Raw genomic sequence first — 25,690 nt, forward strand, 5'->3', positions numbered from 1 at the left:
TCGCCTCGTGCATAGGCGCGCCCCACGTGAAGCGGAGGGGCCGGGGTCATTTGTGTAGCTTGCGTCAAAGCGACGGAGGAGCAGCAAGCGGCAAATGACTCCGGTGCCGCAGCGTGGTAACCCGTGACCGCCGGATGCCAACGCTTTGACGGGACGGAGGGCAACGCGAAAACCCCGCCGCTCCTTGCGGAGTGACGGGGCTTTGGCTGCGGAAACTAGACGCTCGGGGCGATTTCCGGGATGCGCGGCTTGGCGTTTCCGGCGAACGTGAACTTCGCGTCGTCGCCTTCGCCTTCCACGTCCACGACGACGATGTCGCCGGCGTGGATCTCGCCGAACAGGATCTTCTCGGAGAGCTGGTCCTCGATCTCGCGCTGGATGGTGCGGCGCAGCGGCCGGGCACCCATGGCGGGATCGTAGCCGCGGGTTGCGAGGAGCACCTTGGCCGCGGGCGTGAGCTCGATGCCCATGTCCTTGTCCTTGAGGCGCTTCTCCAGCCGGGTGACGAACAGGTCCACGATCTCGATGATCTCGTCCTGGGTGAGCTGCGGGAACACCACAACGTCATCCACACGGTTCAGGAACTCGGGGCGGAAGTGCTGCTTGAGTTCCTCTGTGACACGGGCGCGCATGCGGTTGTAGCCGGTCTGCGTGTCGGTGCCGGACTGGAAGCCGGTGGCCACGCTCTTGGAGATGTCCCGGGTGCCGAGGTTGGTGGTCATGATGATCACGGTGTTCTTGAAGTCCACCACGCGGCCCTGGGAGTCGGTCAGGCGGCCGTCTTCCAGGATCTGCAGTAGTGAGTTGAAGAGGTCCGCGTGGGCCTTCTCCACTTCGTCGAACAGCACCACGGAGAACGGACGGCGCCGGACCTTCTCGGTCAGCTGGCCGCCTTCCTCGTAGCCGACGTAGCCCGGAGGGGCACCGAAGAGCCGCGAGACGGTGTGCTTCTCGGAGTACTCGGACATGTCCAGCGTGATGAGGGCGTCCTCTTCACCGAACAGGAACTCCGCGAGAGCCTTGGCGAGTTCGGTCTTGCCGACGCCGGTGGGGCCGGCGAAAATGAACGAGCCGCCGGGACGCTTGGGGTCCTTGAGCCCTGCACGGGTGCGGCGGATGGCCTGGGACAGGGCCTTGATGGCCTCGTTCTGGCCGACGACGCGCTTGTGCAGTTCGTCTTCCATCTTCAGCAGGCGCGAGGATTCTTCCTCGGTCAGCTTGAACACGGGGATGCCGGTGGAGTTGGCCAGCACCTCAGCGATGAGGTCCTCATCCACCTCGGAGATGTCGTCCATGCCGCCGGACTTCCAGTGGCGTTCCTTCTCAGCGCGCTCTGTGATCATCTTCTGCTCCTTGTCACGGAGCGCAGCTGCACCTTCGAAGTCCTGCGCGTCAATCGCGGACTCCTTTTCCATCTTCAGCTTGGCGATGCGCTCGTCCATGGCCTTGAGCTCCGGCGGAGCGGTCATGCGGCGGATGCGCAGCCGGGCGCCGGCTTCGTCGATCAGGTCGATCGCCTTGTCCGGCAGGAAGCGGTCAGAGATGTAGCGCTCGGCGAGGCTGGCAGCAGATGCCAGGGCGCCGTCGGTGATGGTGACGCGGTGGTGCGCCTCGTAGCGGTCACGCAGGCCCTTGAGGATCTCGATGGCGTGCGCCACGGAGGGTTCCTTGACCTGGATCGGCTGGAAGCGGCGCTCCAGGGCGGCATCCTTTTCGATGTGCTTGCGGTACTCATCCAGCGTGGTGGCACCGATGGTCTGCAGCTCGCCACGGGCCAGCATGGGCTTCAGGATCGAGGCAGCGTCGATGGCTCCCTCGGCGGCACCCGCACCCACCAGGGTGTGGATCTCGTCGATGAAGAGGATGATATCGCCGCGGGTGCGGATTTCCTTGAGGACCTTCTTCAGGCGCTCTTCGAAGTCACCGCGGTAGCGCGAGCCTGCCACCAGCGAACCGAGGTCCAGGGTGTAGAGCTGCTTGTCCTTGATGGTCTCGGGGACGTCGCCGCGGACGATCGCCTGGGCAAGGCCCTCGACGACGGCCGTCTTGCCGACGCCCGGCTCGCCGATCAGGACCGGGTTGTTCTTGGTGCGGCGGGAGAGAACCTGCATGACGCGTTCCATCTCCTGCTCGCGCCCGATGACCGGGTCCAGCTTGTTTTCGCGCGCAGCCTGGGTCAGGTTGCGGCCAAACTGGTCTAGGACCACGGATCCTGCGGGCGCGCCCTCGGGCTGGCCGGAGCCGACGCCTGCGCCGGTGGTCTCCTTGCCCTGGTAGCCCGAAAGGAGCTGGATCACCTGCTGGCGGACCCTGTTCAGGTCGGCGCCGAGCTTGACCAGCACCTGGGCGGCAACGCCCTCACCCTCGCGGATGAGGCCCAGCAGGATGTGCTCCGTGCCGATGTAGTTATGGCCCAGCTGGAGGGCTTCGCGCAGCGAGAGCTCCAGCACCTTCTTGGCACGGGGGGTGAAGGGGATGTGGCCGGACGGCGCCTGCTGGCCCTGCCCGATGATCTCCTGCACCTGCTCGCGAACGCCGTCGAGCGAAATGCTCAAGGACTCAAGAGCTTTGGCGGCAACACCCTCACCCTCATGGATCAGACCCAAGAGGATGTGTTCGGTACCGATGTAATTGTGGTTCAGCATGCGTGCCTCTTCTTGGGCAAGCACAACTACGCGACGGGCACGGTCCGTAAATCGCTCAAACATTTCGCCACACTCCTAGCTACGACGTACTTTGATGCTACGTGGCTGGCCTCTGGTTGTGGAGCGTGTTCGCCACAGGGGAAACCGGAGCCACCTCCCACCGCTGGACAGGGTGGCCGCCAGCTGGAAGAGCGAGGACCGCGGTTGCTCGTTTGCGACGCCGGTATTCCTGGGGGCTGACTCCATACCTCTTCTTGAACGCGTTGCTGAAGCTGAAGGGGCTGGCATATCCCACCTTGCGCGAGATGGCGCTGAGCGTGAGCCTTTCATTGGTCATGAGATCCGCTGCCTTCGCCAGCCGCCAGTGCATCAGGTACGCCATGGGAGGTTTGCCCACACGGTCATGGAAACGGCGTGCCAGCGAAGCCCTGGACACTCCGACCTTGCCTGCGAGCATCTCGACAGTCCAACGCTTGTGGGGCGAATTGTGGATGAGCCGGATGGCCTGCTGGATGGCAGGGTCCCGCTCCGCGGTCAGCATGTTGTGGTCAACATTTGCAATCTGCGCTGTCCAGGCCCGGATGGCGCCGATCAGCAGCAGGTCGAGGAGCCGGTCAAGAACGCTGGACTGGGCGATGCCGTTCCGGTTGATCTCCTCCATCAGGATGGCGGCAATGGGGTTTTCTGCCTGCTGGACCAGGATGTGGGGCGGCAAGGACGAGAGCAGGATGTCACCCACTTCACCACTGCCGCAATAGGTGCCCACCAGCATGACGTCCTGTCCCTCAGCATCATTTCCCCACGTCCGCAGCCCCGCGCGCAGGTCCTGTTCAAGGTCTTCACCGTTGGACCCTGAACAGGTCTGGCCGACGCCGATAAAGTAGGAGGGCTTCCCGTCCGGCTGATCAGCCAGCACGTAAGCCGATGGATCACGGATCAGCAGCAGCGACCCGGGCTCCAGCACGAGTGGTTTGCCGTTGCGCTGGCGGAAATACGCTGAACCCGTCAGCATGGCTACAACCGTCAGTGGGCCGTCATCCTCCACCTTGATGGACCACGGCGGGGACATTGTGACCCGGACCAGAAAAGCGTTGCGGGCCCGCGGCCCGTCATGGAAGTCTGTGAGGGGATCCATACGGTGAGTCTAGGGCCGCCGCCACGGCCTACCCGGCCACGTCCCAAATGCCCGTTGCAGCGGCTTCGCGGGCGAATTCACTGAAGTCCTTGGGATTGCGGCCCAGCGCCCGGTGAACGCCGTCCTTCAGCGACGCGTTGCGCCCGTCAAGGATCAGGGTAAAGAGGTCAACAAAGTCACGGGGCAGCCCATCATTGGCAAGGATGGCTTCGTACTCCACCGCCGTCACCGGGCTGTACACGATGTCCCGACCGGTGGCGGCGCTGATCTCGCGGGCGACTTCGTGGAATCCAAGGAGCCGGGGGCCGGACAGCTCATAAACCTGGCCGTCGTGGCCCGGCTCAGTCAGGGCGGCAACCGCGACGTCGGCAATGTCCTCGGCGTCCACGAAAGGCTCCACTGCGTCACCGGCGGGGATGGAGATGACGCCGTCGAGCACCGGACCGAGGAAGAAGCTCTCATTGAAGTTCTGGTTGAACCAGTTGCAGCGGACGATGGTCCAGGCGACGCCGGAGTTTTGAACCGACTCCTCGCTGGCCACGGCACCGTCCTCGCCCCGGCCCGACAGCAGCACGATCTTCCTGACGCCACGATCGGCAGCCGTCTTGGCGAAGCGCGCAATGAGCTCCGACACTCCGGGGAAGGCAAGATCGGGATAGTAAGTCAGATAAGCCTTGTCGATTCCCTGCAGCGCGGCGTCCCAGGTGCCGTCGTCGTCCCAGTCAAAGGCGGGGAACCCGGAACGGGAACCTATACGGACCGGGATGCCCCGAGCTGCCAGCCGCTCGGCCACCCTGCGGCCGGTCTTGCCGGTGCCGCCGACGACCAGGACGGCGCTGTTGTCTTCCTGTGTGTTTGCCTCGATGAGCTGGTTGATTTCCATTGTTCAATCGAAGCAACAACGCGCACTTCCCAACATACGCGGACCGCTCACCTTCATGCGCTCCCGTATCCGGCGGGCCTTTTATGCCGGCTGCTTGCCGCAACAGAGGTAGCCTCGAGTCTGCGTTCTCCCTCCCGGCCCGATGACATAACCGGGCAGGCCACCAGCACAGGACCGGAGCCATGCTTACCATCACGCTGCTTCTCAGCGCTGCGACCGTTGCCCTCGCCGGAATCGGCGGGCTCTACTATTCCTATGCGTGCTCCGTGATGCCGGGCCTGCACTCTACGGATGATGAGACGTTCGTCAGCGCCATGTCCCGGATCAATACGGCGATCCAGAACCCCATATTCGCGCTGAGCTTCTTCGGCGCATTCCTTACCCTGGCTGCCGCATCGGTGTTTTCGTGGGGCAATGGGCTTGGCAGCGCCGCACCCGCCTCCGTGTCCCTGGCCTGCTACACAGCAACCATGGCCATAACCTTCCGGGTGAACATTCCGCTGAACAACCAGCTTGCGAGTGCCGCCAGCTCCGGAGGCGCTGCAGCAGCGAGACGTTCGTATGAAATCCGGTGGACGCGCTGGAATCTGCACAGGACGTGGTTGTCGCTGGCAGCCCTTGCTGCACTCAGCGTCGCATGGGCCGCTCTTGGGCAGTGGTGACGGCAACACCAGGGCTGCAGGAGCGCCGTCAAGTGCCCTGGCAAAGAATCGGTATATAACGTTTCAATCCGGCTCCGGGAAAACCAGCCTGAAGATTTGACATTGCAGAGTTGGAAGGGCCGCTGAACCATTCGGGACGGATTCGCCTTAGCTGTGGCGGTCCGTGCTCCGCTCGCACGAAAAAGCCCTGCCTTCGCACTCAAGCGGAGGCAGGGCCAAAAAAGGCAGCAGGTGAGCCGGAACTAGGAATTTGCCTTTTGGTAGGCTTCCTGGATTTCGGCCTGAATTCGGCCGCGGCTGTTAACCGTGTAGCCGTTTTCACGCGCCCACTGCCGTATTTGGGCAGAATCGTGGCTGCGGCCACTGGCTGCTGCTTTGGTTCGGACGGCCCGGCCGCCACCGGAGGATTTCCGTGCGGCTGCAACAAACCGCTCAAGCGAAGAGCGGAGCTCGGCGGCGTTTGACGCCGAAAGGTCAATCTCGTAGTTGACCCCGTCAAGGCCAAACTTCACATTCTCGTCTGCGGATCCCCCATCCAGATCATCAACGAGGATGATGTTTACTTTCTGTGCCATTTAAAAGACTTCCTTATGGAAAGGGTTCGGTTTTCAGAAAAGCAGGATGTTTCCTAAAAAGTATGACTCTTTTTATGGCAACGCGTCAAAGTACTGAATGGTTCCTGTGGATATTGGGGGAAAAGTGTGGGGTTTATCTATTCGATTCCGGGTCAGTCCGGTCGACGGGTCCCGCAGTCCGGCCATCAGCTTCGGCCTGGGCCTGGGCCTCGGCCTGGCGCTCGGCCTTGTCCGCGTTGAAGATCGATTTCATGGCAAACCAGAAAAGCAGGCCCACCACAATGGACGGGAGAAGGACGGCCACGTATTCCATGGTCAGTGCCCTTCCGGCTTGAGGAGCGGGAAGAGGATGGTTTCGCGGATTCCGGCGCCGGTGAACAGCATGACCAGGCGGTCGATGCCCAGGCCGATTCCACCCATGGGAGGAGCGCCGTACTCGAGCGCGCGCAGGAAGTCCTCGTCCAGCTGCATGGCCTCGTCGTCACCGGCCGCGGCGTGGCGCGACTGCTCGGTAAGCCGTTCACGCTGGATGACGGGGTCGATCAGCTCGGAGAATGCAGTGCCGCGTTCCATGCCCCCGATGATGAGGTCCCAGGCCTCGATCAGCCGGCCGTCCTCCCGGTGCGGGCGGGCCAGCGGCTGGGCGGAGGGCGGGTAGTCGTAAACGAACGTGGGGTTCAGCAGCGTTGGCTCCACGATCTCGCCGAACAGCTCAACTGCCAGCTTCTCGGCGTCCCACTTGGGGTCCACCTTGACCTCGTGCTTTTCGGCGATCCCGCGAAGCACCTCAAGCGGCGTCTCCGGCGTGACTTCCTGGCCAACGGCGTCGGAAAGACCCGGGTACACCGCAAGCCAGGCCCAGTCGCCGTCGAGGTTGATCTCCCCCGCCTCGGTCTGGAGGACGCGTCCGGCTCCCACGGCGTCAGCGGCGTCGAGGATGATCTCCTTGATGCGCTCGGCCATGACGAACTGGTCAGCCCACGCCTCGTAGCACTCAAGGGTGGTGAACTCGGGGCTGTGGGTGGAGTCCACGCCCTCGTTGCGGAACACGCGGCCCATGTCGTAGACGCGGTCGATCCCACCCACCACGGCACGCTTGAGGTAGAGCTCGGTGGCGATGCGCAGGGTCATCTTCTGGTCGAAGGCGTTCATGTGGGTCTCGAACGGGCGCGCCAGGGCACCGCCGTGGACCAGGTTCAGGATGGGGGTTTCCACCTCCACGTAGCTGTGGCGGAAGAGGGTTTCGCGGATGGAGCGGGTGATGGCTGCGCGGGTGTAAACCATTTCGCGGGCTTCATCGCGGACCATCAGGTCCACGTAGCGCTGGCGGACGCGCGTCTCCTCGTTCAGTTCCGCGTGCAGCACCGGCAGCGGGCGGAGGGCCTTGGAGGCCATGGACCAGGAGTCCGCCATGACGGAGAGCTCGCCGCGGCGGGAGGAGATGACCTCGCCCTTGATGAACACGTGGTCGCCCAGGTCAACCAGGGCCTTCCAGTCGGCGAGCGCTTCCTCACCCACGTTGGCGAGGCTGAGCATGGCCTGGAGCCGGGTGCCCTTGCCGTCGGTTCCGCCTTCCTGGAGGGTGGCGAAGCACAGCTTTCCGGTGTTGCGGACAAAAACGACGCGTCCGGTGACGCCGACAATGTCGCCGGTGGTGTCGTCCGCCTCGAGGTGGGCGTACTTTTCGCGGACCTCGGCGAGGGAGTGCGTCCGCTCCACACCTACCGGGTACGCCTCGGAGCCGCGCTCGATGAGTTTGGCGCGCTTCTCCATGCGGATCCGCATCTGCTCGCTGGCGTCGAGCGGCTCTGGGGCGTTCTTGGGCGCGGGGGTGTTTTGGGAAGTCACAATCCCCAAGTTTACCGGGACTTCGGGGACCCCGGATTCGGACGCAAACCGCCCGGCCCCGGGCGTGCCCCGGGTACCTTCGCTGTCCTGCCTAGGATGGGGTGGTGAAAGAACAGGTACTTCCAACGCACGACGGCGGCCGGCTGGCTTTGTACAGCTACGGCACCGAGGATGCGCCGGGAGAACGCCGTGTGCTGCTGATCGGCGGGGCCTTCCTGACTGCCCTGATCTACCGGCCGTTTTCCGTGGCGCTGGCAAAGGGCCTGGGCGAAGGCTGGGCCGTGGACGTCTACGACCGCCGGGGCCGCGGCAGCTCGTCCGGGCAGCCGGCCGACTACTCCATGGCCACCGAGATCGCAGACGTGCGCACCGTCCTGGACGCCACAGGTGCACGGAACATCCTGGGCCACAGCCTGGGCGGGTCCGTGGCCCTGAACGCCGTCCAGGAGTTCACCGGGACCACCTACGTGCCGGACAAGCTCGCGGTATACGACGCCGCCGTGAACATTGACGGCAGCATCGACACCTCCTGGCTGTCCGGATTCGAGGACGCCGTCAACAACGGCCGGGTGGGCCACGCCCTGGCACACATGAAGCGTGCCACGAGCCCGGGTTCGCCGATGGCGCGGATCCCTGAGCCGGTCCTTGCCGGGCTCATGGCCTTGCTGTCCCGGACCAAGGTCAACAGGATGTTCCGCGAGGTCATGCCCAGCGGCGTGGGCGAGCTGCGTGCCGCGTACAAAGAGGCGGACCACGCCAGGGACTTCAGTGTGCTGCCTGCCAACACCCACTTCATGGCGGGCGGCAAGAGCCCGAGCTACTACAAGGCGACTGCGGAGCGGCTGCACGCCGCCGTCCCCGGCAGCACGTTCGAGCTCTCCCCCAAAGGGTTCCACGGCTCCATCCCGGCAGCCGTGAATGAGCTGGTGGCGGACATCTCGGAGTACTTCAAGGGCTAGTCACGGCCACGGCTGAATCCGGCCAGGGCCGCCTCTCCCAGGTTCTGCCAGACGCTCCTGGGCGCGCGCCCCCCGCTGCGGTCTGCCAGCCAGTCACCGTAGCGCGTGATGTCCTCCCCGCCTGCAGCAGCAACAGCGTCGCAGGCGAACCCGACCGCCGTCGACCCGTCCGCGAGTTCGATGGATCCGAGCAGCATGGGTTCGGGCAGGGCAGCCAGGAACGCGCCGAGTCCCGCCGGGGACACCAGCCACCGTTCACCCACCAGCTCCGCGCCGCCGCGGTCCGAGCGGTATACCCCCGGCTTGGGCGGCACGGTGTCGAGGGACACCATGCGGTAGCGCGCCGCTGTCCGCACCGGGCCGTCCCAGGCGGCGCCCAGTTCCTCGAGCTGGGGCGCCAGCGGCTGCCCCTTGCGGTGCGCGCCCACCACAACGAGCGGCACAGCGTCAGCGCCTGCGGCCAGCGGCCAGGGAGCGGACGACGGCGGGTGGGCGGCTTCATCCGCCGCTGCCGGTGCGGCGCCGCCGGCAAAGAGCGCCGGAACGTCCGGGGTTGATTCGAGCCGGCGCGCAATATCGGCGGCGACGGCGTCGTCGAAGGTCCGGCCCACCACGGTCAGGCCGAACTGGGCACCCTCCACTTCACCGGCGGGCACCGCCACCGCGCACAGGTCGAACAGGTTGCAGAAGTTGGTGTAGGTCCCCATCAGCGAGTTCACTCCCACCGGGTCCGCGGCCACCTCGGCAAGGGTGGGGTGGAACGGGGCGGTGGGGATCAGCAGCGCATCAAACCCTTCCAGCTGTGCCATCGCCGTGTCCTTCAGAGCTTCCAGCCTGGCCAAATCAGCCACGTACCGGTGGGCAGGCACCCTGCCCGCTGCCCGGATGATGCCCTCCACCGTGGGATCGACGCCCGCCGGGGTGCCAGCGCCGCCGTCGGCCTCTTCAAGGAATCCGCTGTCAAGGAATGCGCCGACGGCGGCGTAGCGCTCGGCCACCAGGCCGCCGTCGTACAGCAGCCGGGCAGCGTCGAGGAAGGCATCGAAGTCGATGGCTTCCGCTTCCACGCCCAGCTCCTGCAGGCGGCCGATGTTCCGGTGGAACTCCGCAGCCCAGGATTCGGGCAGCGCCGGCAGGCTTGCCGGGTACGCTACCCGCGGCTTCTCCGGCGCGGCCAAGCGGATGCCGGCCGGCCAGGCCCGCGCTCCCCCGGCCATGACGCCCATGGCCAGCTCTGCGGTGGAAAGGTGGCGGGCAAAGATGGTGACGGCGTCCCAGGACCGGCAGGCCGGCACTACCCCGGCCGTGGACACAACGTCCAGCGTCGGTTTGATGCCCACGATTCCCTGCAGTCCGGCGGGCACGCGGCCCGAGCCGGCGGTGTCCGTGCCGATGGCGATGTCCACCAGGCCCAGTGCCACGGCAACCGCGGAGCCGGAGCTGGAGCCCCCGGAAATGAAGTCCCGGCGGCGGGAATCGCGGACCGCGCCGTGCGGGCTCCGCGTGCCCACCAGGCCCGTGGCGAACTGGTCAAGGTTGGTGGCGCCCAGGACCAGCGCGCCGGCGGCACGGAGCCGGGCCACGGCTTCCGCGTCCTGTTCCGGCGTGTACGCAAAGCCGGGGCACGCCGCCGTGGTGGGGATGCCAGCCACGTCAACGTTGTTCTTGACGGCGAGCAGGAGCCCGGCGAGGGGCAGGTTTGCGCCCCCTGCAACGGCGGTGTCGATGGCAGCGGCTTCGGTGAGCAGCTCATCCGCCCCGCGGAGGGTGATCCAGATTTCCGGACGGTCCACCGCGTCCACTGCGGCAAGGGCGGCCCGTACCCGTGCGGCGGCCTTACCCGTAGTTGTGCCGGTCATACTGTTGCCTCTTCCAGTTCAGGGGCTTCCACTTCCTGCGTTTCCGGGTTCTGTGTTTCCGGGTACTGTGTTTCCGGGTACTGTGTTTCCGCGTCCCCGGCGCCGAGAACCACCACGGCCTCGCCCGCAACTACCTGCGAGCCAGCGGCCGGCAGGACCCGGAGCACCACGCCGTCACACGGCGCTTCGAGCACGGTTTCCATCTTCATCGCTTCGAGGGACACCAGCGGCTGGCCCTGCACCACCCGGTCCCCGGCCTTGACGTCGACCTTCCAGACGCTCGCCGCGAACGGTGCGGCCACCAGGGATCCGCCGTCCGGGACCGCCACGTCGTCCACAACCGGCGACACGACGGCGGCAAGAGCCTCCGCGCGGTCGAACTCGCCGGCGTCTGCCCATGCCTGCCGCTCCACCGCGAACGCCGCACCCTGCTTTTCCCGGAAGGCGGCAATCGATTCGCGGTTTTCCTCGAGGAACACCTCGTGCTCGGCCAGCGAGAAGGTGCCGTCCTCGACCTCGACACCGCGGCCCCTCCCGGCGGCCATGTCCGCCCGCAGGTCCAGGAGTTCCTCCGGGCTGACCGGGTACCAGGAGATGCGGTCGAAGAAGCGCAGCAGCCACGGCGAACCCGGTTCGAACGGGGCGGAGTCCGCGTAGCGCGACCATACCTGCGTGGTGCGGCCAACGAACTGGTAGCCGCCCGGGCCCTCCATGCCGTAAATGCACATGTACGCGCCGCCAATGCCCACCGCGTTCTCGGGTGTCCAGGTGCGGGCGGGGTTGTATTTGGTGGTGACCAGCCGGTGGCGCGGATCCAGCGGGGTTGCCACGGGGGCGCCAAGGTACACGTCACCCAGCCCGAGGACCAGGTATTCGGCGTTGAAGACGGTGTCGAACACGTCGTTGACCGAATCAAGGCCGTTGATCCGCCGGATGAACTCGATGTTCCAGGGGCACCACGGGGCATCATCCCGGACACCCGCCATGTAGCGCTCAATTGCTTCCCGGGTGGCGGGGTCGTCCCAGGACAGCGGCAGGCGGACGGTGCGGCTCGGAACCACGAGCTCCGAGCTCGCTGGCAGGGCTGCCTCGATCTCCTGGACGAGTCCCAGCAGTTTCCTCGTGGCGAGGACCGACGGGTCCACCTTGATCTGCAGGGAACGGATTCCCGGGGTCAGGTCCACGATCCCGGGCACGCGGAGCTGCTCAATGTGCTGGTGCAGGGCGTGCACCCTGGCACGGAGGCCGAGGTCCAGGACCATCTCCCCGTATTCCACCAGCAGGTTGTCATCGCCGGACCGCCGGTAGGTGACCGCAGGCCTTCCTGGGCCTTCCGGCACCCGGCCCAGCACGCCGTCGTCGCCGTCTCCCCGCGCCGTACGTTCGGGACGGCCGGCGCCCGGTGCAGGCGCGGCTGCTGGAAGGCTCGTTGGGAAATTGCCGGACCATCCGGGGTCGCCGGGCAGGACCAGCTGGCGTCCCGGGCCAAGGTCACTGGCCGACGGCGCCTGGCTGACGCTAACGGGAACGAACCTGATTTTGTCGCCTGGCCGAAGCTGGCCCAGTTTCCAGCGCTCGGCCGTCACCACGGTGACCGGGCAGACGAACCCGCCGAGGCTGGGACCGTCCGGTCCGAGCAGGATGGGCGTGTCACCGGTGAAGTCCAGCGCGCCAACCGAATAGGCGGTGTCGTGGATGTTGGACGGGTGCAGTCCAGCCTCGCCGCCGTCTGTGCGGGCCCAGCGCGGCTTGGGGCCGATGAGCCGCACACCGGTGCGGGCGGAGTTGAAGTGGACCTCGTACTCGGACGCGTAGAGCTCGTCGATATCCTCGCGCCGGAAAAACTCGGGGGCACCGTGCGGCCCCTCCGTCACGGCAAGCTCCCAGGTCGAGGCCAGGGCGGGCCGGCTGTCCACGGGGACTGCCGCCGCCGTCATTTTTTCACTGCCGCCGCCAGCGGCAGGCGCTGCTGTGCGGAGGACGTCGACGGCGCGCAGGACCCGCCCGGCGTGGCCGCCGAACTGGCCCAGGGTGAAGGTGGAGGCGCTGCCCAGGTACTGCGGGATGTCCAGGCCGCCCTGGAACAGGATGTATCCCCTGAGCCCGGCGCCGGAGGCCGTGCCGGCGTCGAGTGTTCCGCCTGCCGGCACGGTCACCGGCGTCCACGCGGGCACCTCTTGTCCGTCCACGGTGACGGTTACCTCCGCGCCGGTGACGCAGACCGTGGTGGGGTGCGTGAAGGTCAGGGAGGGGCCGGTCATGGTGAATTCCAGGCCGGGCGCGCCCTCGGGGTTGCCCAGCGCGGTGTTTCCGAGCCTGAAGGACAGGTCGTCCATGGGGCCGCTCGGCGGCACGCCGATCTGCCACAGGCCGGTGCGGCCCGGCCAGTCCTGGACGCTGGTCTGCAGGCCCGGCCTGCCCACGGTGATGCGGGGTTCGGGGTCGCCCACGTTGTCCAGCGTGCTGGTGGAGTGCTGCACCGTGCGGACCACGTCCAGGCCGGTAGCCGCACGGAGCATCCCGAGGTTGGTCTCGATCCCGTCGATCCGGGTGCCGGCGAGCGCGGCGGCCAGCCGGTCGAAGGCCTCGGTCCGGTCCCGGCCGGACGTGATGACCTTGCCCAGGAGGGGATCGTAATTGGTGGAAACTTCGGTGCCGGTTTCGGCCCAGGCGTCCACGCGGACATCCCCGGAGGAGGGGTAGACGGCGTTGGTCACGGTGCCGGCGCTGGGCTGGAAACCGCGGGCCGGGTCCTCGGCGTAAACGCGCGCCTCAACGGCATGGCCGGACACGGGCAGGCTGTCCGGCCGGTCCGCCAGGACCGCTTCCGCTTCAGTGCCGCCCTGGGCCAGGCGGAGCATCCATTCCACCAGGTCCACGCCGGTGACCGCCTCGGTGACCGGGTGCTCCACCTGGAGGCGGGCGTTGACCTCAAGGAAGGACGCTTCGCGGCGGGCGGAGTCGTAGACGAACTCCACGGTCCCGGCGGAACGGTAGTTAAGGGAGGCGCACAGTGCACGGGAGCTGCGGTGCAGTTCTTCGCGCAGTGCGTCCGGCAGGTCCGGCGCGGGTGCCTCTTCGAGGACCTTCTGGTGGCGGCGCTGGAGGGAGCAGTCCCGGTCGCCCAGGCTGACCACCCGGCCTGCGCCGTCGCCAAAGACCTGCACCTCGATGTGCCGGGCGTTTTCAACGTACCGCTCAGCGAACACACCGGCGGTGCCGAAGCTCGCCCCGGCCAGGCGGGCCACGCGCGGGAAGCTCTCCGCAAGTTCGGCCTCGTCACGGCACACCGTCATGCCGATGCCCCCGCCGCCGCCGGTGGCCTTGAGCATGAGCGGGAAACCGATGGCGGCGCCCGCGGCAACGGCCTGCTCCACGTCGGCGAGCAGGCCGGATCCGGCGATCATGGGCACCCCCGCGGCTTTGGCGGCGTCGCGCGCAGTGTGCTTGGTGCCGAAGATGCGCAGCTGTTCAGCGGTGGGTCCCACAAACACCAGGCCGGCCGCCTCAACGGCTTCGGCGAACGCGGCGTCCTCGGAGAGGAAGCCGTAGCCCGGGTGGATGGCGCCGGCCCCGGTGGACCGGGCCGCGTCCAGCAGCGCGTCCACGCGAAGGTAGGACTCCTTCGCGGGGGCCGGACCCAGGAGCACGGCTTCGTCGGCCAGCCGGACGTGTTTTGCTCCCCTGTCCGCCTCGGAGAAGACGGCAACGGTCCGCAGCCCCAGCTTCCGGGCGGATTCGATGATGCGGCAGGCGATTTCGCCGCGGTTGGCAACTAGAAGGGTGTCGAAAGTACTCACAGTGCAGCCTCCGGCCGGGTGACGATCATGCGGACAGGGGTGGGGTTGAAGCCGTTGCACGGGTTGTTGATCTGCGGGCAGTTGGACACCAGGACCAGGGTGTCCACCTCTGCCCTGAGAGCCACGCGCTTCCCGGGAGCGGAGAGGCCGTCCACAATGCCCAGGGCGCCGTCCGGGTCCACGGGCACGTTCATGAACCAGTTGATGTTGGACACCACGTCCCGCTTCCCGAGGCCCCAGCGCGAGCCCTCGATCAGGAAGTTCTCCACGCAGGCGTGCTGTTCCCGGGTGTGCTGGCCGTAGCGGAGGGTGTTGGACTCCTGCGAGCAGGCGCCGCCGATGGTGTCGTGCACGCCCACTTCGTCGGCCACCACGGTCATGAGCGGCGCGCCGGTTGCAGCCCGCAGGACCGACCCCGTGGTGAGGACGATCGACTGCTGCCGGGCGATGGTGACGGCTGCCGAGTAGCGCACGGTGGTGTCCCGGGCGGCGTACAGCAGGCAGTCCACTGCCTGGTTGCCTTCCAGGTCAACGATGGTCAGCACGTCTCCGGCGGCCACGACGGCGGACCAGGGGCCGCGTGCCTCGACGTATCCGTCAAGGACAACGGCTCCGGCGGCCAGGGCTGCTTCACGGGCGTCGGCGGCGTAGGTGGCGGTGTTCATCGGGCATTCCTCGCGGTCAGGTCGTGTTCGGTGTTCTGCAGTGCCTGCAGGTGTTCAGGGGGCAGCGCGCCGGTGAGGGTGCCCGCCGCAAGGGCCGCGAGGTCCTGCGGTGCGTGCCAGGCGGCGATGTCCACTGCCGTGCCGGTGAAGTCCGGGCGGGGGTCCAGCGGGTGCGCGGTGTTGGCCAGCACCAGGACTGCGTCCATCTGGAGCAGGAGTTCGACGGCGGCTCCCGGGCCGGCGCTTCCGGTGAAGGTGATGCTGCCGGCAGGGTCCACGCTGATGCCCTTGAAGAAGGACAGCGACGGGGCCACGTCGGCGGGTCCCAGCCCGCTCTTGAGTGCGCCCAGGGTGAGCAGTTCGCGGGCTGCGGGGGATGTACTGTGGGCGGTTCCGGCACCGTACCGGGCCGTGTTTCCTTCCAGGGTGGTGGCGCCGGTCAGGGCGTCGTGCCGGGAGGAGGTGTCCGCCACGATGGTGGCCATCAGGCGCCCGGCGTCGGAGAGCAGCGGGTGGCCCGTGCCGGGGTACGCCTGCCAGGGGACCTTGACGGTGTCCGCCACGTTGAGGCGCTCGTGAAGGGCTCCCGCGCGGTAGAGAAGGGTGTGGACGCAGGCGTCACCGGAGGTATCGGTGAGCCGGATCCTTGTTCCGCGGGCCAGGCTCAGCGTGGTGTAGCGGCCAAAGGCCAGGGATTCCGCCCAAGTGGGGGACGCGCCGTCGGGCAGTCCTTCCGTCAGGCGTGCCGGGGCTGAGGAGGCGGGAACGAAACGCATGGTTTCGGCGGTCCTGCCGTGCTGCTCCCTGGCGTGGGTGCGGGCGCCTGCGGTGGTGGCGGTGCCCGTTGCCGGGCTTTCGGTAAGTTGTGTCATGTCAATCCTGTGCTGGTTCTGGAGAGGGGCTGTTGGACTGTGCGGGACGTGCTCAGGCGCTCGCCGCGAGGTTCCGGCGCCGCACCCAGATGCCCAGGAGCAGGACCACGGTGACCATCAGCGGTGCCGAGTAGAGGAGGATCCCGTTTTCACCGGAGGGGTCGTAGACCTCGGGCCGCGGCCAGGCGAGGTTGACCACCATTACGGCACCGTAAAGGACGGCGAGGATGTTGACGGGGAGTCCCCAGCGGCCCAGGGAGAAGAGGCCGGCCGGCAGGGTCTGCCCCACCCGGTTCCAGTCGCCGCGAAGGCGGTTGATGAGCTGCGGCACGGTGACCAGGAGGTAGGCCAGGTAGACCATCACGATGCAGACGCTGCAGAGGGTGGTGAACAGCGCCGCGTTACCCACGTTGATGGCGAGGACGCCCACGGCCAGGGCGCCGATGACGATCGACGGCCACATGGGGGTGCCGCGCGTGGGGTGGACCGTGGAGAGCAGGGCGGACGCGGGGAGCTTGCCGTCCCTTGCCATGGAGAACACCAGGCGCGAGCCGGCGGTCTGGATGGCCAGGGTGCAGACGAAGATGGCGATGGCAACATCCACCAGCAGGACCTTGCCCCAGAAGGTGCCGAGGACGGCGGTGAGGACGTAAGGCAGGCCCTCGGTGGCGAGCCGGCCGTCGTCGAGGCTCGGCGCTGCCATCAGGGCCGTAATGATCATGAGCGCCCCGCCGATGCCCGAGATGAGCAGGGCGGAAAGGATAGTGCGCGGGGCGGTACGGCGGGGGTCCTTGGTTTCTTCCGAAAGTTCCCCGGCGGAGTTGAAGCCCACCATCACGTAGGCGGCCATCAGGCCCGAGACCAGGAAGGCTCCCACCGCGCCGAGGTCGGACGTCTGGAGCACGGTGGTGTCCGCCACCACGTCCGGTCCGCGCTGGGCGGCGCTGATGAGGGCCAGGATCACGGCCACGACGCCGACGATCTCGCAGGTGACACCAACCGAGTTCACGTGGGCCATGAGCTTGACGCCGAGCGAGTTGATGACGGTGGTGGCCACCAGGAGGACGGCTCCGAGGATCACTGCATTGGCGGCGCCGGTGACGGTGTTCAAGGCAGGATCGCCGCCCACCACCTGGAAGCCGTCCCAGAGCTGGGGCAGTACAACCTGGAGGGCGATGGCGGCGGCTGCGGCGGTCACCACCTGGGCGATGGCCATGAACCAGCCTGCGAACCAGCCCACGCCTTCCCCGCCGACCCGGCGCGCCCACTGGTACACCGCTCCTGACAGCGGGTAGCGGGCAGCGAGCTCCGCGAAGTTCAGGGCCACGAGCAGCTGGCCCACCAGGACCACCGGCCACGTCCAGAAGAAGGCCGGACCGGCAAACGAGTAGCCGAAAGCGAACAGCTGGAAGATGGTGGTCAGGATGGACACGAAGGAAAAGCCGGCCGCGAAGGAGGCGTAGCGGCCGAGTTTGCGGTGGAGGGTGGGCTGGTAGCCCAGGGACGTCAGGTCCGCATCGTCCGCATGGACGGTGGGAAGAACGGTTGAGGTCATCAGATTCTCCGGGGGCTGGGATGCGTGGCGGGGGCCGCCGGTACTGCAGCACTCGGCCGAAAGCTGCGGAATACCGGTCACTTGATAGTTTTCCAGCGGGATGTCCCCGGGGAGTTTCACCTCGGTAAAAGGCGGATTGACATCTTGTTTCGGCAGTATTTCCGTTCCCTCACCGCGAACGCGGGCGCGCGAGGCCGCTCCGCATCCGTGGTGAGGCAATGCAAGAATGATGCGGTGACTTCAGCCGGACCGGGACGACCTCGCAGCCAAGAACCCTCCAGGCCAGGGGCCACAGCCCGGGACGAAATCCTGGATGCAGCCGCCGAGCTGTTCACCACGCAGGGGTTCGCCACCACGTCCACCCGGTCCATTGCGGATGCGGTGGGGATCAGGCAGTCCTCGCTGTACCACCACTTCAAGACCAAGGACGACATCCTCGGGGACCTGTTGGAGGGCACCGTCCTGGCAGGGCTGGAGTTTGCGCGTGCAGTGGCTGCCCTGCCGCCGGCCGAAGGGGCGGCAGCCGGCAGGCTTCACGCCGTCGCGCTTTACGACGGAACGCAACTGTGCAGCGCCCGCTGGAACCTCGGAATCCTTTACCACCTGCCGGAGGCGCGCAGCGGCCGCTTTGCCCGTTTCCTGGCCGACCGTCAGGAACTGCGCAATCTGTACCGGGAGCTGGGCGCGGACCTGCCTCCTGCCGGCACGGCCGCCACGTGGCAATCCAGCCCGGGAGATTTGGCGTTCCGCTTGGTGGAATCGCTGATCAACCTGCGCGCGGACGGCATGGCAACCCCCGAATCGCCGCTGCAGGCTGCGGACGCAGGACTCATCCTGTGCGGACTGGACGCTGAACTGCCTGCCATTCGGGAGCAGGGCGCGGCGCTCATCGCACGCCTGGGCTGACCACCACCGCAGGGCCGCAGCCTCTGTTTTCCTGGGGCGCAGCGTCCATGGTGCCCGCAATCAGGTTGCTCAGCTAGGCTCGGAACATGACGCGTGAGAACATCAGGACCCCCGACGGCGGCACGCTGGAGCTCTTCTCCACGGGTGCCGAGCTCGCTTCCGCCGGTTCGGGCGTTGTTATTGTGCCGCCCTCCATGGTGACCGCTGCGGATTACACCAAGTTCGCGCAGAAGCTCAGCGCGGCCCTGGGCCGTCCGGTGCACACGTTCAACAGGCGGGGCCGCGGCTCGTCGTCGCCCCAGCCGGAGGATTACACGCTGGATGTGGACATCCGCGACCTGCATACCGTCATGAAGCATACGTCCAGCACGGACGTATTCGGCCACAGCTTCGGCGGCGCCGTTGCGCTGCATGCGGCCCGGACGCTGCCCGTTGAGCGGCTGGCCGTGTACGATCCCGCCGTCTCCGTGAACCACAGCGTCAAGGCGGACTGGACGGCGGAGTACGAGCGCGCCGCCGCTGCCGGCGACGACGACCGCGCCCTGGCCGTCCTGCAGCGCGGGCTCGAAGCCGGTGGCGCATTTTCGTCCCGCATGCCGCTCTCCATGCTGACCCTGGCCAACAAGCTGACCGCCGGCACCTCAGAGGGCAAGCAGCAGCGGGAGATGATGCGCACCGGCGTCCGCGAGATCAAGGCAATCATCGCCGCGGACATGCCGGCCGAACCGTTCCTGGCGCTGCCGCTGGAGACACTGATTGTGGTGGGCGAGAAGAGCCCGGCGTACTTCGGGATTGCCTGCGGCCAGATCCACGATGTCCTCTCGGGATCCAGCTACACCATCCTCCCCGGCTACGGCCACGACGGCGTGATCAAGGCCCCGGACAAGCTGATCAAGGAACTGGCTGACTTCTACGCCGGCTGACCCCAGGTAAGTAGCAGCAGATGTCGTTTTGACGGCTCATTCCGACATCTGCTGCTACCCAGTTGGGCTAGTGGGCGGCGTGGGCCGGGACGGCACCTTCTGTCTTGCGCATCATCGCGGAGAGTACGACGGCGGCAAGGGAGATCACGGTTGCCGTCAGGAAGGCGGCGCTCATCCCCGCAACGAGTCCCGACGACGCGGACACCACAGCGAAGATGGACACCAGCAGCGCGGTGCCGGCCGCGCCGGCCACCTGCTGGGCGGTGCTCATGATGGCCGAACCGTGGGAATACAGGTGCGGCGGCAACGGGTTCAGGCCGGTGGTGAACGCCGGGGTGAACAGCAGCGCCAGGCCGAAACTCAGCCCCACGTGCAGGGTGACGATCCATGCCACGGACGTGCCGGCGTCGAGCATTGAAAACTGCCAGAGGGACAGCACCATCAAGACGGACCCGGAGACGGTGAGCGGCAGCGGCCCCACCTTGTCGAACAGCCGGCCGATGACCGGACCCAGCAGGCCCATGGCCAGGCCGCCCGGGAGCAGCGCGAGGCCGGTTTCGAGGGAGCCCAGGCCGCGGACCTCCTGCAGGTAGAGCGGGAGCAGGATGACGCCGCCGAACAGCGCCATCATGGCCACCACCATCAGCAGCACGGAGACCGTGAACATCCGGAAGTTGAAGGCGCGCAGGTCCAGCAGCGGAGCTTCGGCCTTCTGCAGCCGCACCTGCCGGAGGACGAAGACCGCGAGGCTGGCCACGCCGATCACCAGTGCCGCGATAGCCGTGGTTCCGGGGCCGGCCTGGCCGCCGTGGCCGCCGCCGATCTGGCTGAGGCCGTAGACCAGTCCGCCGAAGGCCGGGACGGTGAGGATGACCGAGGGGAAGTCGAGCCTGGTTTTCTCCGCCTGGCCGATGTTGGTCAGGTACTTGGCGCCGATCGCCAGGGCCGCAAGGGCGACCGGAAGGACGAACACGAACATGAAGCGCCAGGTGAAGTGCTCAAGGATCAGCCCGGAGACGGTGGGCCCCATGGCGGGTGCGACGGAGATGGCGATGCTGACGTTGCCCATCACGGCGCCGCGCCTGGCCAGCGGGACCAGGGTGAGGATGGTGGTCATCAGCAGCGGCAGCATAATCGCGGTGCCGCCTGCCTGGATGATGCGGGCCAGCAGGAGCAGCTCGAACCCGGGAGCCACGGCGGCAAGGGCCGTTCCGCCGGCGAAAAGGCCCATGGCGAGCATAAAGACGGCCCGGGTGGACAGGCTCTGCAGGATGAATCCGGTGGTGGGGATGACCACGGCCATGGTGAGCATGAATCCGGTGGAAAGCCACTGGACGGTGGGCGCGTCCACCTGCAGGTCCACCATGAGCCGCTGCAGGGCGACATTCATGATGGTCTCGTTGAGGATCACCACGAAGGTCGCCACCAGCAGCGTGCTGATGATGGTCACCGACTCGCGGGACATCTTCTCCGGCGCGGCGGGTGTGGTTCCTTCGGTGCGGACGGACTGGCCGCTGGCGTTCGGAGAGACTTCGGTAGACATGGGTGTTCCCTCAGGGAGTGCGATGAGTGGGTGCGCGGAACGTGGCCGCTGCAGATGCCAACACTCTACCGGTTGGACTAATTCCCCGGCACCGGAACTTTTCCCAAACCCTGAGGGAACACCTGGGGGCGGTGCTGCCGGACAGCCTGCCCGGCGCGTCCGCGCTACGCCGTCTGGCCTGCGTGCCGGCCTTCCGAGATTTCCTCCACCAGCTTGCTGTTGAAGGCAGGGAGGTCGTCCGGGGTGCGGCTGGTCACCAGTCCCTGGTCCACCACCACTTCCTCATCTGACCAGTTGGCGCCCGCGTTCTTCAGGTCGGTCGCCAGGGTGTGGTAGGACGTGACGCTCCTTCCCGTCAGCACACCGGCCTCGATGAGGAGCCATGGTCCGTGGCAGATGGAGGCCACCGGCTTGTGCTGCTCGAAGAAGCTCCGGGTGAAGCTTTGGGCGTCCTTGTCCACGCGAAGGTGGTCGGCATTGACCACGCCGCCGGGAAGGACCAGGGCGTCGTAGTCCGAGGCGTCCGCCTCTGCGACGGTGAGGTCGACGTCGAACGTGTCGCCTTTTTCCGTGCCGTTATAACCCTGCAGCTTGCCGCTCTTGGGTGCCACCAGGGTGGGCTGGCCGCCGGCGTCCTTCACTGCCTGCCAGGGACTGGTGAGCTCAACCTGCTCCACGCCGTCCGTCAGCAGGAATGCGACCTTCTTGCCTGCGATGCTGTGTTCTGACATTTTTTCCTCCTGGCCTGAGCGGGGGCCGGCACCTGGTACAAGGCGCCGGCCGCCGCTCGAAACTTTGCTTGCCGGACAGCTTCCAGCCTAGGAAGAAGAAAAGTCATAAGCAAGCTGACTATTCGGGGGCGTCCTCCCCTACTTGACGGAGCCGGCCGTCAGCCCGCCCACAATGAACTTCTGCAGGTAGAGGAACAGGATGAGCACGGGAAGCGCGATCATCACCGAGCCGGCAGCGAAGACGCCAAGGTTGTTGCTGCGGTCCCCGGCGATGATGCCGAACATGCCCACCGCCAGCGTCTTGACGCCGTTGTCCGTCAGGAAGATGCTCGCCAGGATGTACTCGCCGATGACGGCCACGAATGCCAGGAGCCCAGTCACGGCCAGCACGGGCCTGATCAGCGGGAGGATCACGCTGGTGAACGTCCGGAAGTGTCCCGCCCCGTCAATCCGGGCGGCCTCGTCCAGCTCGTGCGGAATGGAATCGAAGAACCCCTTGATCAGCCAGACCTGGCCCAGCGCCCCGCCCATCAGGACCAGCGCATAGCCTGCGAGGGTGTTCAGTCCGATAGCCGGAACCAGCTCGCCGAATTTCGCGATCATGAGGAAGAGTGCCACGACGGCCAGGAACTGCGGGAACATCTGGACCAGGAGCAGCGCCAGCAGCCCGCCGCGCCGCCCGTAGAAGCGGAAGCGGGAGAAGGCGTAGGCCGCAAGCGTGCTCAGCAGGACCTGGGCCACGGAAACCGCAGTGCACAGGACCAGGGTGTTCAGGTACCAGGTTCCAAACGGGCCCTTGGAACCGCCCAGCAGGGTCTCGAAGTTGACCAGGCTGAAGGTGGTGGGAATCAGTTCCGTTGTGGCCACGCTTCCGAGCGGATTGAACGCCGCGGAAATGATGTAAAGGACAGGGAAACCTGCGAAAGCGACGCCGGCCAGGCCCACCATGTGCCGCCAGCCCACTTCCCGCCACCACCGCTTGCCGCGGGGCAGCTCGAGCCCGTCCTTGCGGACCAGCATGTTCGTCCGCCGGGCCGGTGCGCCTTTTTCTGCCGGCGCTTCCGTGAGCAGATTGGTCATCGCACATCCTCCAAGGCTTTGGTGTAGCGGAACTGGATGCCTGCAAGCACGGCCGTGACAATGAACAGGACTACGGAGATTGCCGAGGCGAAACCGAACTCGGCGCCGGCACCGCCGAATGCGATGCGGTAGGCGCCGCTGATCAGGATGTCGGTGGCGCCGATCTGTCCGCCGCTGGCGGGGAAGGGACCGCCTCCGGTGACCAGCTGGATGACGTTGAAGTTGTTGAAGTTGAACGCGAACGAGGACACCAGCAGCGGCGCAACGGCCACCAGCAGCAGCGGGAACTGGACCTTGGTGAAGGTGGTCCACGAGCTGGCGCCGTCGATTTTCGCGGCCTCCGCGATGTCCTGCGGCAGTGCCTGCAGCGCACCTGTGGCAATCAGGAACATGTAGGGGAAGCCCACCCAGAGGTTGGTCAGCAGCACGGCGACCTTGGCAAGGAAAGGGTCGCCAAGCCAGTCGATCTTGGCTCCGCCGAGCATCGAGTTGATGAGCCCAAAGTCCTTGTTGTAGAAGCTTTGCCAGACGATGAAGGAGATGAACACCGGGATGGCGTAGGGAACGATGATGACGGCCCGGTAGAGCTTGAGTCCGCGGATGCGGGGATCGTTAAGGGCGGTGGCGAGGAGGAGTCCGACGACGAAGGTGGTGGCCACCGAGCCGACGGCGAAGACGAGCGTCCACACGAAGGAGCCGAGCAGGGCTTCACGGACCTGGGGGTCGGTGAAGAGACGGACGTAGTTGGCGAGGCCGACGTTCCGTTCCCAGCTTTGGTCGAACCCCTTGCTGCCGTTCGCGTCCGCGAAGTATTCCCGGTCGCCGAACTGCTGGACTGTGAAGACCTTCCCGGACACCGAATCGGTGATGCTGTCCGTTCCGGCGTCGTAGGTCAGTGTCTGGACGCCTTCGAAGGCGCGGTTGATGCCCTGGGCGCGGATCGCGCCCTTGTCCGTGGGGACAGTCAGTCCGCTGATCTTCGGCCCTGCGGCGTTGACTTCCTTGCCCGTGAGGATCTGGTAGCCGTCGGCACCGCGGACGTAGCCGCCGTCGACCGTCACGTCCTCCCCGGCAAGCGGGCGCAGGCCCTGCTCGTCGCCGGCGAAGATGCCGTTGGCCGGCCCCTCCACCAGGAAGAACGTGAACGGCCCGTCCGCAACGGACCCCTTGGTGCCCACTGTGAGGTTGAAGGTCCTGGACTCCGGCAGCTGGGTCACGGAGTTCCGGACAATGGTGGAAACCGCGTCCTCCTTGGATCCGCGGGTTCCGTCGCCTGAGTTGGTGAAGGACAACTGCACGGTGGAAAGAATCGGCAGGAGGACAAAGACGGTGAGGAGCAGGGTGCCCGGCAGCAGGTACTTCAGCGGCACCAGGCGCTTGGTGGAATAGACGGCCAGGAGCCCTGTGGCACCGGCCCACAGTCCTATGAGCATGGCCCATTCGCCGCCGGCAAGCAGCAGCGGCGTCAGGGATACGGCGGCGCCGAGCACGGCCCCCAGTCCAAGGATCTTGGCCAGCAGGGCGGGGACCGACGCGGTGGAGCCCAGCGAAAGTCCGGGCCCCACCGCCTTCCCCGAGGAGTTCTTAGTTCGGGTGGTCATCGGGGTGTTACTTCAGTGCACCGGCGATTGTCTGGCCGGCCTGCTCCATGGTGGCCGCGGGGTCTGCGCCACCGGCGATGGCGGCCTCTGCCTGGCCCAGCGGGGCCCACACGGCAGCCATCTGGGGCAGCGAAGGCATGGGGATGCCTGCAGCAGCGGCATCGGCAGCGATCTTGGTGTCAGGATCGGTCTGTGCCACCTCTTCCACCAGGGATGCGATCGCCGGCGGGATGCGGACTGCCTCGTACAGCGCGCGCTGGGTTTCCTTCTGCGATGCGGCGGTCTGGACGAAGGTTTCGGCGAAGGACTTGTTCTTGCCCTTGGACGCGACGTAGAACGACTGCACGCCGGTGAAGGGCTGCGCGGGCTCCATGCCCGCGAAGCCCGGGACGGCGCTCAGGCCGTAGTCAATCCCGGCTTTCTTCACGTCGCCGAGCGCCCATGGGCCGTTCACCATGAAGGCGGTCTTGCCCTGGTTGAACAGTGCGATGGAGTTGTCGGCGCTGACGGAGGTGCTGAGGACCTTGGAGCCCTTTTCGCCGAGCTCAGCGATCTTCCCGGCAGCCGCGATGGAGCCTTCCTTGCCAACACCGAGGTCTGCGGTGTCGAAGCTGCCGTCGGCCTTCTTGCCGAAGAGGTAGCCTCCCGCGGACGAGTACAGGGGCTGCATGAAGTAGGCGTCGCCCTTGGGGCCCACCTGCAGGTTCAGCGCCCGCTCGGCGGTCCCGGCGGCCACTGCCGCGTTGCCGGCCGCCAGCAGGTCCTCGAAGGAAGCAGGCGCCTCGGGGGCAAGGGCCTTGTTACGGATGAGGACCAGGGATTCAACGGAAGCGGGCATGCCGTAGGTCTGGCCGTTGTAGGTCACGGCGTCCGTGGCCACAGGCAGGAGGTCGGCCTTCTGCTCGGCGGTGATCTGGACGGGATCGATGGCGCCGTTCTGGACCAGGTTCCCGATCCAGTCGTGCGCACCCATGACAATGTCCGGGCCGTTGCCTGAGGCGTTGGCCGTGACGAAGTTGGTCTGCAGCTCCGTGGCGACGGTCTGGACTTCCACCGTGATGCCGTTCTCTTCGCCGAACTTGTCGGCGATGGGCTGCAGTGCCTGGACCACGGGGCCGTTGGCCCAGATGACGAGATCGGCGTCCCCGCGTGCGGGTGCCTCGCCGGTGGCTGCTTCTCCAGCTTGGGAGGAAGCTGCCGCACTTTCGGAGGCAGCGCCTGATGCGCCGCCTGCCGGGGCCTGTCCGCCGGAGCAGCCTGAGGCGAGAAGCATCAGGGAGACGGCGGCCGCCGTCGTGAGTGAAAGCCTGGCCTTGCGGGCCAAGGGCTTGGTAAGAGCTGTGCGCACCGATGCGCCTCCTTCATGAATTTGGGCAACTGCCCGGTGTAAGAAATGCCCGCCCTGTGAGATGTCGGCTGTCAGATGCCAACCCTGGCGGTGAGACAAG

Annotated in this window: 20 protein-coding genes; 4 read left to right on the top strand and 16 right to left on the bottom strand. The window is 66.7% G+C overall.

Features of this window, described 5'->3' with window-relative positions; translation table 11 throughout:
* Positions 1-215 precede the first annotated feature (215 nt).
* From AC6CHP_RS15445 to AC6CHP_RS15455, 3 genes are read right to left on the bottom strand one after another with little or no spacing between them, the layout of a single operon-like run.
* The gene (locus tag AC6CHP_RS15445) at positions 216-2,708 is read right to left on the bottom strand and encodes an ATP-dependent Clp protease ATP-binding subunit (protein WP_104185679.1); all 2,493 of its coding nucleotides are present in this window, start codon (positions 2,706-2,708) and stop codon (positions 216-218) included.
* Positions 2,709-2,742: 34 nt separating this feature from the next.
* Positions 2,743-3,780: an AraC family transcriptional regulator gene (locus AC6CHP_RS15450; protein ID WP_498230811.1), complete on the bottom strand. Its 1,038-nt coding sequence runs from the start codon at positions 3,778-3,780 to the stop codon at positions 2,743-2,745.
* 28 nt (positions 3,781-3,808) lie between these two features.
* Positions 3,809-4,663: an NAD(P)H-binding protein gene (locus tag AC6CHP_RS15455; RefSeq protein WP_498230813.1), complete on the bottom strand. Its 855-nt coding sequence runs from the start codon at positions 4,661-4,663 to the stop codon at positions 3,809-3,811.
* 182 nt (positions 4,664-4,845) lie between these two features.
* Here AC6CHP_RS15455 and AC6CHP_RS15460 point away from each other — a divergent pair, with 182 nt between their 5' ends.
* On the top strand, positions 4,846-5,325 hold the full coding sequence (locus AC6CHP_RS15460) for an anthrone oxygenase family protein (RefSeq protein WP_498230815.1): 480 nt from the start codon (positions 4,846-4,848) through the stop codon (positions 5,323-5,325).
* A 242-nt stretch (positions 5,326-5,567) separates the two neighbouring features.
* Here the strand turns inward: AC6CHP_RS15460 and AC6CHP_RS15465 are convergent, their stop codons facing one another.
* The 3 genes from AC6CHP_RS15465 to lysS all read right to left on the bottom strand — a co-directional run bounded on the left by AC6CHP_RS15465 (position 5,568) and on the right by lysS (position 7,748).
* Positions 5,568-5,900 (bottom strand): histone-like nucleoid-structuring protein Lsr2, encoded by a 333-nt coding sequence (locus tag AC6CHP_RS15465; RefSeq protein WP_066273149.1) that lies wholly within the window; start codon positions 5,898-5,900, stop codon positions 5,568-5,570.
* A gap of 133 nt (positions 5,901-6,033) precedes the next feature.
* Positions 6,034-6,213: a hypothetical protein gene (locus AC6CHP_RS15470; RefSeq protein ID WP_188728917.1), complete on the bottom strand. Its 180-nt coding sequence runs from the start codon at positions 6,211-6,213 to the stop codon at positions 6,034-6,036.
* 2 nt (positions 6,214-6,215) lie between these two features.
* Positions 6,216-7,748, bottom strand: a complete 1,533-nt coding sequence (gene lysS / locus AC6CHP_RS15475; protein WP_188728915.1) for a lysine--tRNA ligase — start codon at positions 7,746-7,748, stop codon at positions 6,216-6,218.
* 104 nt (positions 7,749-7,852) lie between these two features.
* On the opposite strand from lysS, the gene AC6CHP_RS15480 reads away from it, so the two are divergent.
* Entirely contained in the window at positions 7,853-8,707 is an 855-nt protein-coding gene (locus AC6CHP_RS15480) for an alpha/beta fold hydrolase (RefSeq protein ID WP_188728913.1), read from the top strand.
* On the opposite strand, the gene atzF is transcribed toward AC6CHP_RS15480, so the two are convergent.
* From atzF to AC6CHP_RS15505, 5 genes are read right to left on the bottom strand one after another with little or no spacing between them, the layout of a single operon-like run.
* Positions 8,704-10,566: an allophanate hydrolase gene (gene atzF / locus AC6CHP_RS15485; RefSeq protein WP_498230819.1), complete on the bottom strand. Its 1,863-nt coding sequence runs from the start codon at positions 10,564-10,566 to the stop codon at positions 8,704-8,706. The genes AC6CHP_RS15480 and atzF overlap by 4 nt on opposite strands.
* On the bottom strand, positions 10,563-14,366 hold the full coding sequence (gene uca, locus AC6CHP_RS15490; protein WP_498230821.1) for an urea carboxylase: 3,804 nt from the start codon (positions 14,364-14,366) through the stop codon (positions 10,563-10,565). Before uca ends, atzF begins: the two co-directional genes overlap by 4 nt.
* On the bottom strand, positions 14,363-15,031 hold the full coding sequence (locus tag AC6CHP_RS15495; protein ID WP_498230823.1) for an urea amidolyase associated protein UAAP2: 669 nt from the start codon (positions 15,029-15,031) through the stop codon (positions 14,363-14,365). The genes uca and AC6CHP_RS15495 overlap by 4 nt, the downstream gene beginning before the upstream one ends.
* Entirely contained in the window at positions 15,028-15,903 is an 876-nt protein-coding gene (locus AC6CHP_RS15500; protein WP_498230825.1) for an urea amidolyase associated protein UAAP1, read from the bottom strand. Before AC6CHP_RS15500 ends, AC6CHP_RS15495 begins: the two co-directional genes overlap by 4 nt.
* Before the next feature lie 52 nt (positions 15,904-15,955).
* Positions 15,956-17,458, bottom strand: a complete 1,503-nt coding sequence (locus AC6CHP_RS15505) for an amino acid permease (protein WP_498230827.1) — start codon at positions 17,456-17,458, stop codon at positions 15,956-15,958.
* Positions 17,459-17,692: 234 nt separating this feature from the next.
* Here AC6CHP_RS15505 and AC6CHP_RS15510 point away from each other — a divergent pair, with 234 nt between their 5' ends.
* Both AC6CHP_RS15510 and AC6CHP_RS15515 read left to right on the top strand, forming a co-directional pair.
* Positions 17,693-18,364 (top strand): TetR/AcrR family transcriptional regulator, encoded by a 672-nt coding sequence (locus AC6CHP_RS15510; protein ID WP_498230829.1) that lies wholly within the window; start codon positions 17,693-17,695, stop codon positions 18,362-18,364.
* Positions 18,365-18,450: 86 nt separating this feature from the next.
* Positions 18,451-19,287: an alpha/beta fold hydrolase gene (locus tag AC6CHP_RS15515; RefSeq protein ID WP_104185690.1), complete on the top strand. Its 837-nt coding sequence runs from the start codon at positions 18,451-18,453 to the stop codon at positions 19,285-19,287.
* A 67-nt stretch (positions 19,288-19,354) separates the two neighbouring features.
* Here AC6CHP_RS15515 and AC6CHP_RS15520 read toward each other — a convergent pair whose 3' ends face one another.
* The 5 genes from AC6CHP_RS15520 to AC6CHP_RS15540 form a co-directional block, all read right to left on the bottom strand.
* A complete protein-coding gene (locus AC6CHP_RS15520; RefSeq protein WP_377195008.1) occupies positions 19,355-20,830 on the bottom strand; it encodes an MDR family MFS transporter in 1,476 nt (491 codons plus the stop codon).
* A 164-nt stretch (positions 20,831-20,994) separates the two neighbouring features.
* On the bottom strand, positions 20,995-21,561 hold the full coding sequence (locus AC6CHP_RS15525; protein ID WP_188728901.1) for a type 1 glutamine amidotransferase domain-containing protein: 567 nt from the start codon (positions 21,559-21,561) through the stop codon (positions 20,995-20,997).
* Between the two features lie 138 nt (positions 21,562-21,699).
* Positions 21,700-22,641, bottom strand: coding sequence for a sugar ABC transporter permease (locus AC6CHP_RS15530; RefSeq protein WP_498230832.1), 942 nt, complete (start codon positions 22,639-22,641; stop codon positions 21,700-21,702).
* Positions 22,638-24,242 carry an ABC transporter permease subunit gene (locus AC6CHP_RS15535; protein WP_498230834.1) on the bottom strand — a complete coding sequence of 535 codons (1,605 nt, stop codon included), beginning with the start codon at positions 24,240-24,242 and terminating at the stop codon, positions 22,638-22,640. The genes AC6CHP_RS15530 and AC6CHP_RS15535 overlap by 4 nt, the downstream gene beginning before the upstream one ends.
* Positions 24,243-24,249: 7 nt before the next feature.
* The gene (locus tag AC6CHP_RS15540) at positions 24,250-25,590 is read right to left on the bottom strand and encodes a sugar ABC transporter substrate-binding protein (RefSeq protein WP_498230836.1); all 1,341 of its coding nucleotides are present in this window, start codon (positions 25,588-25,590) and stop codon (positions 24,250-24,252) included.
* Between the last annotated feature and the right edge of the window lie 100 nt (positions 25,591-25,690).

Source organism: Pseudarthrobacter sp. GQ63 (assembly GCF_059758765.1).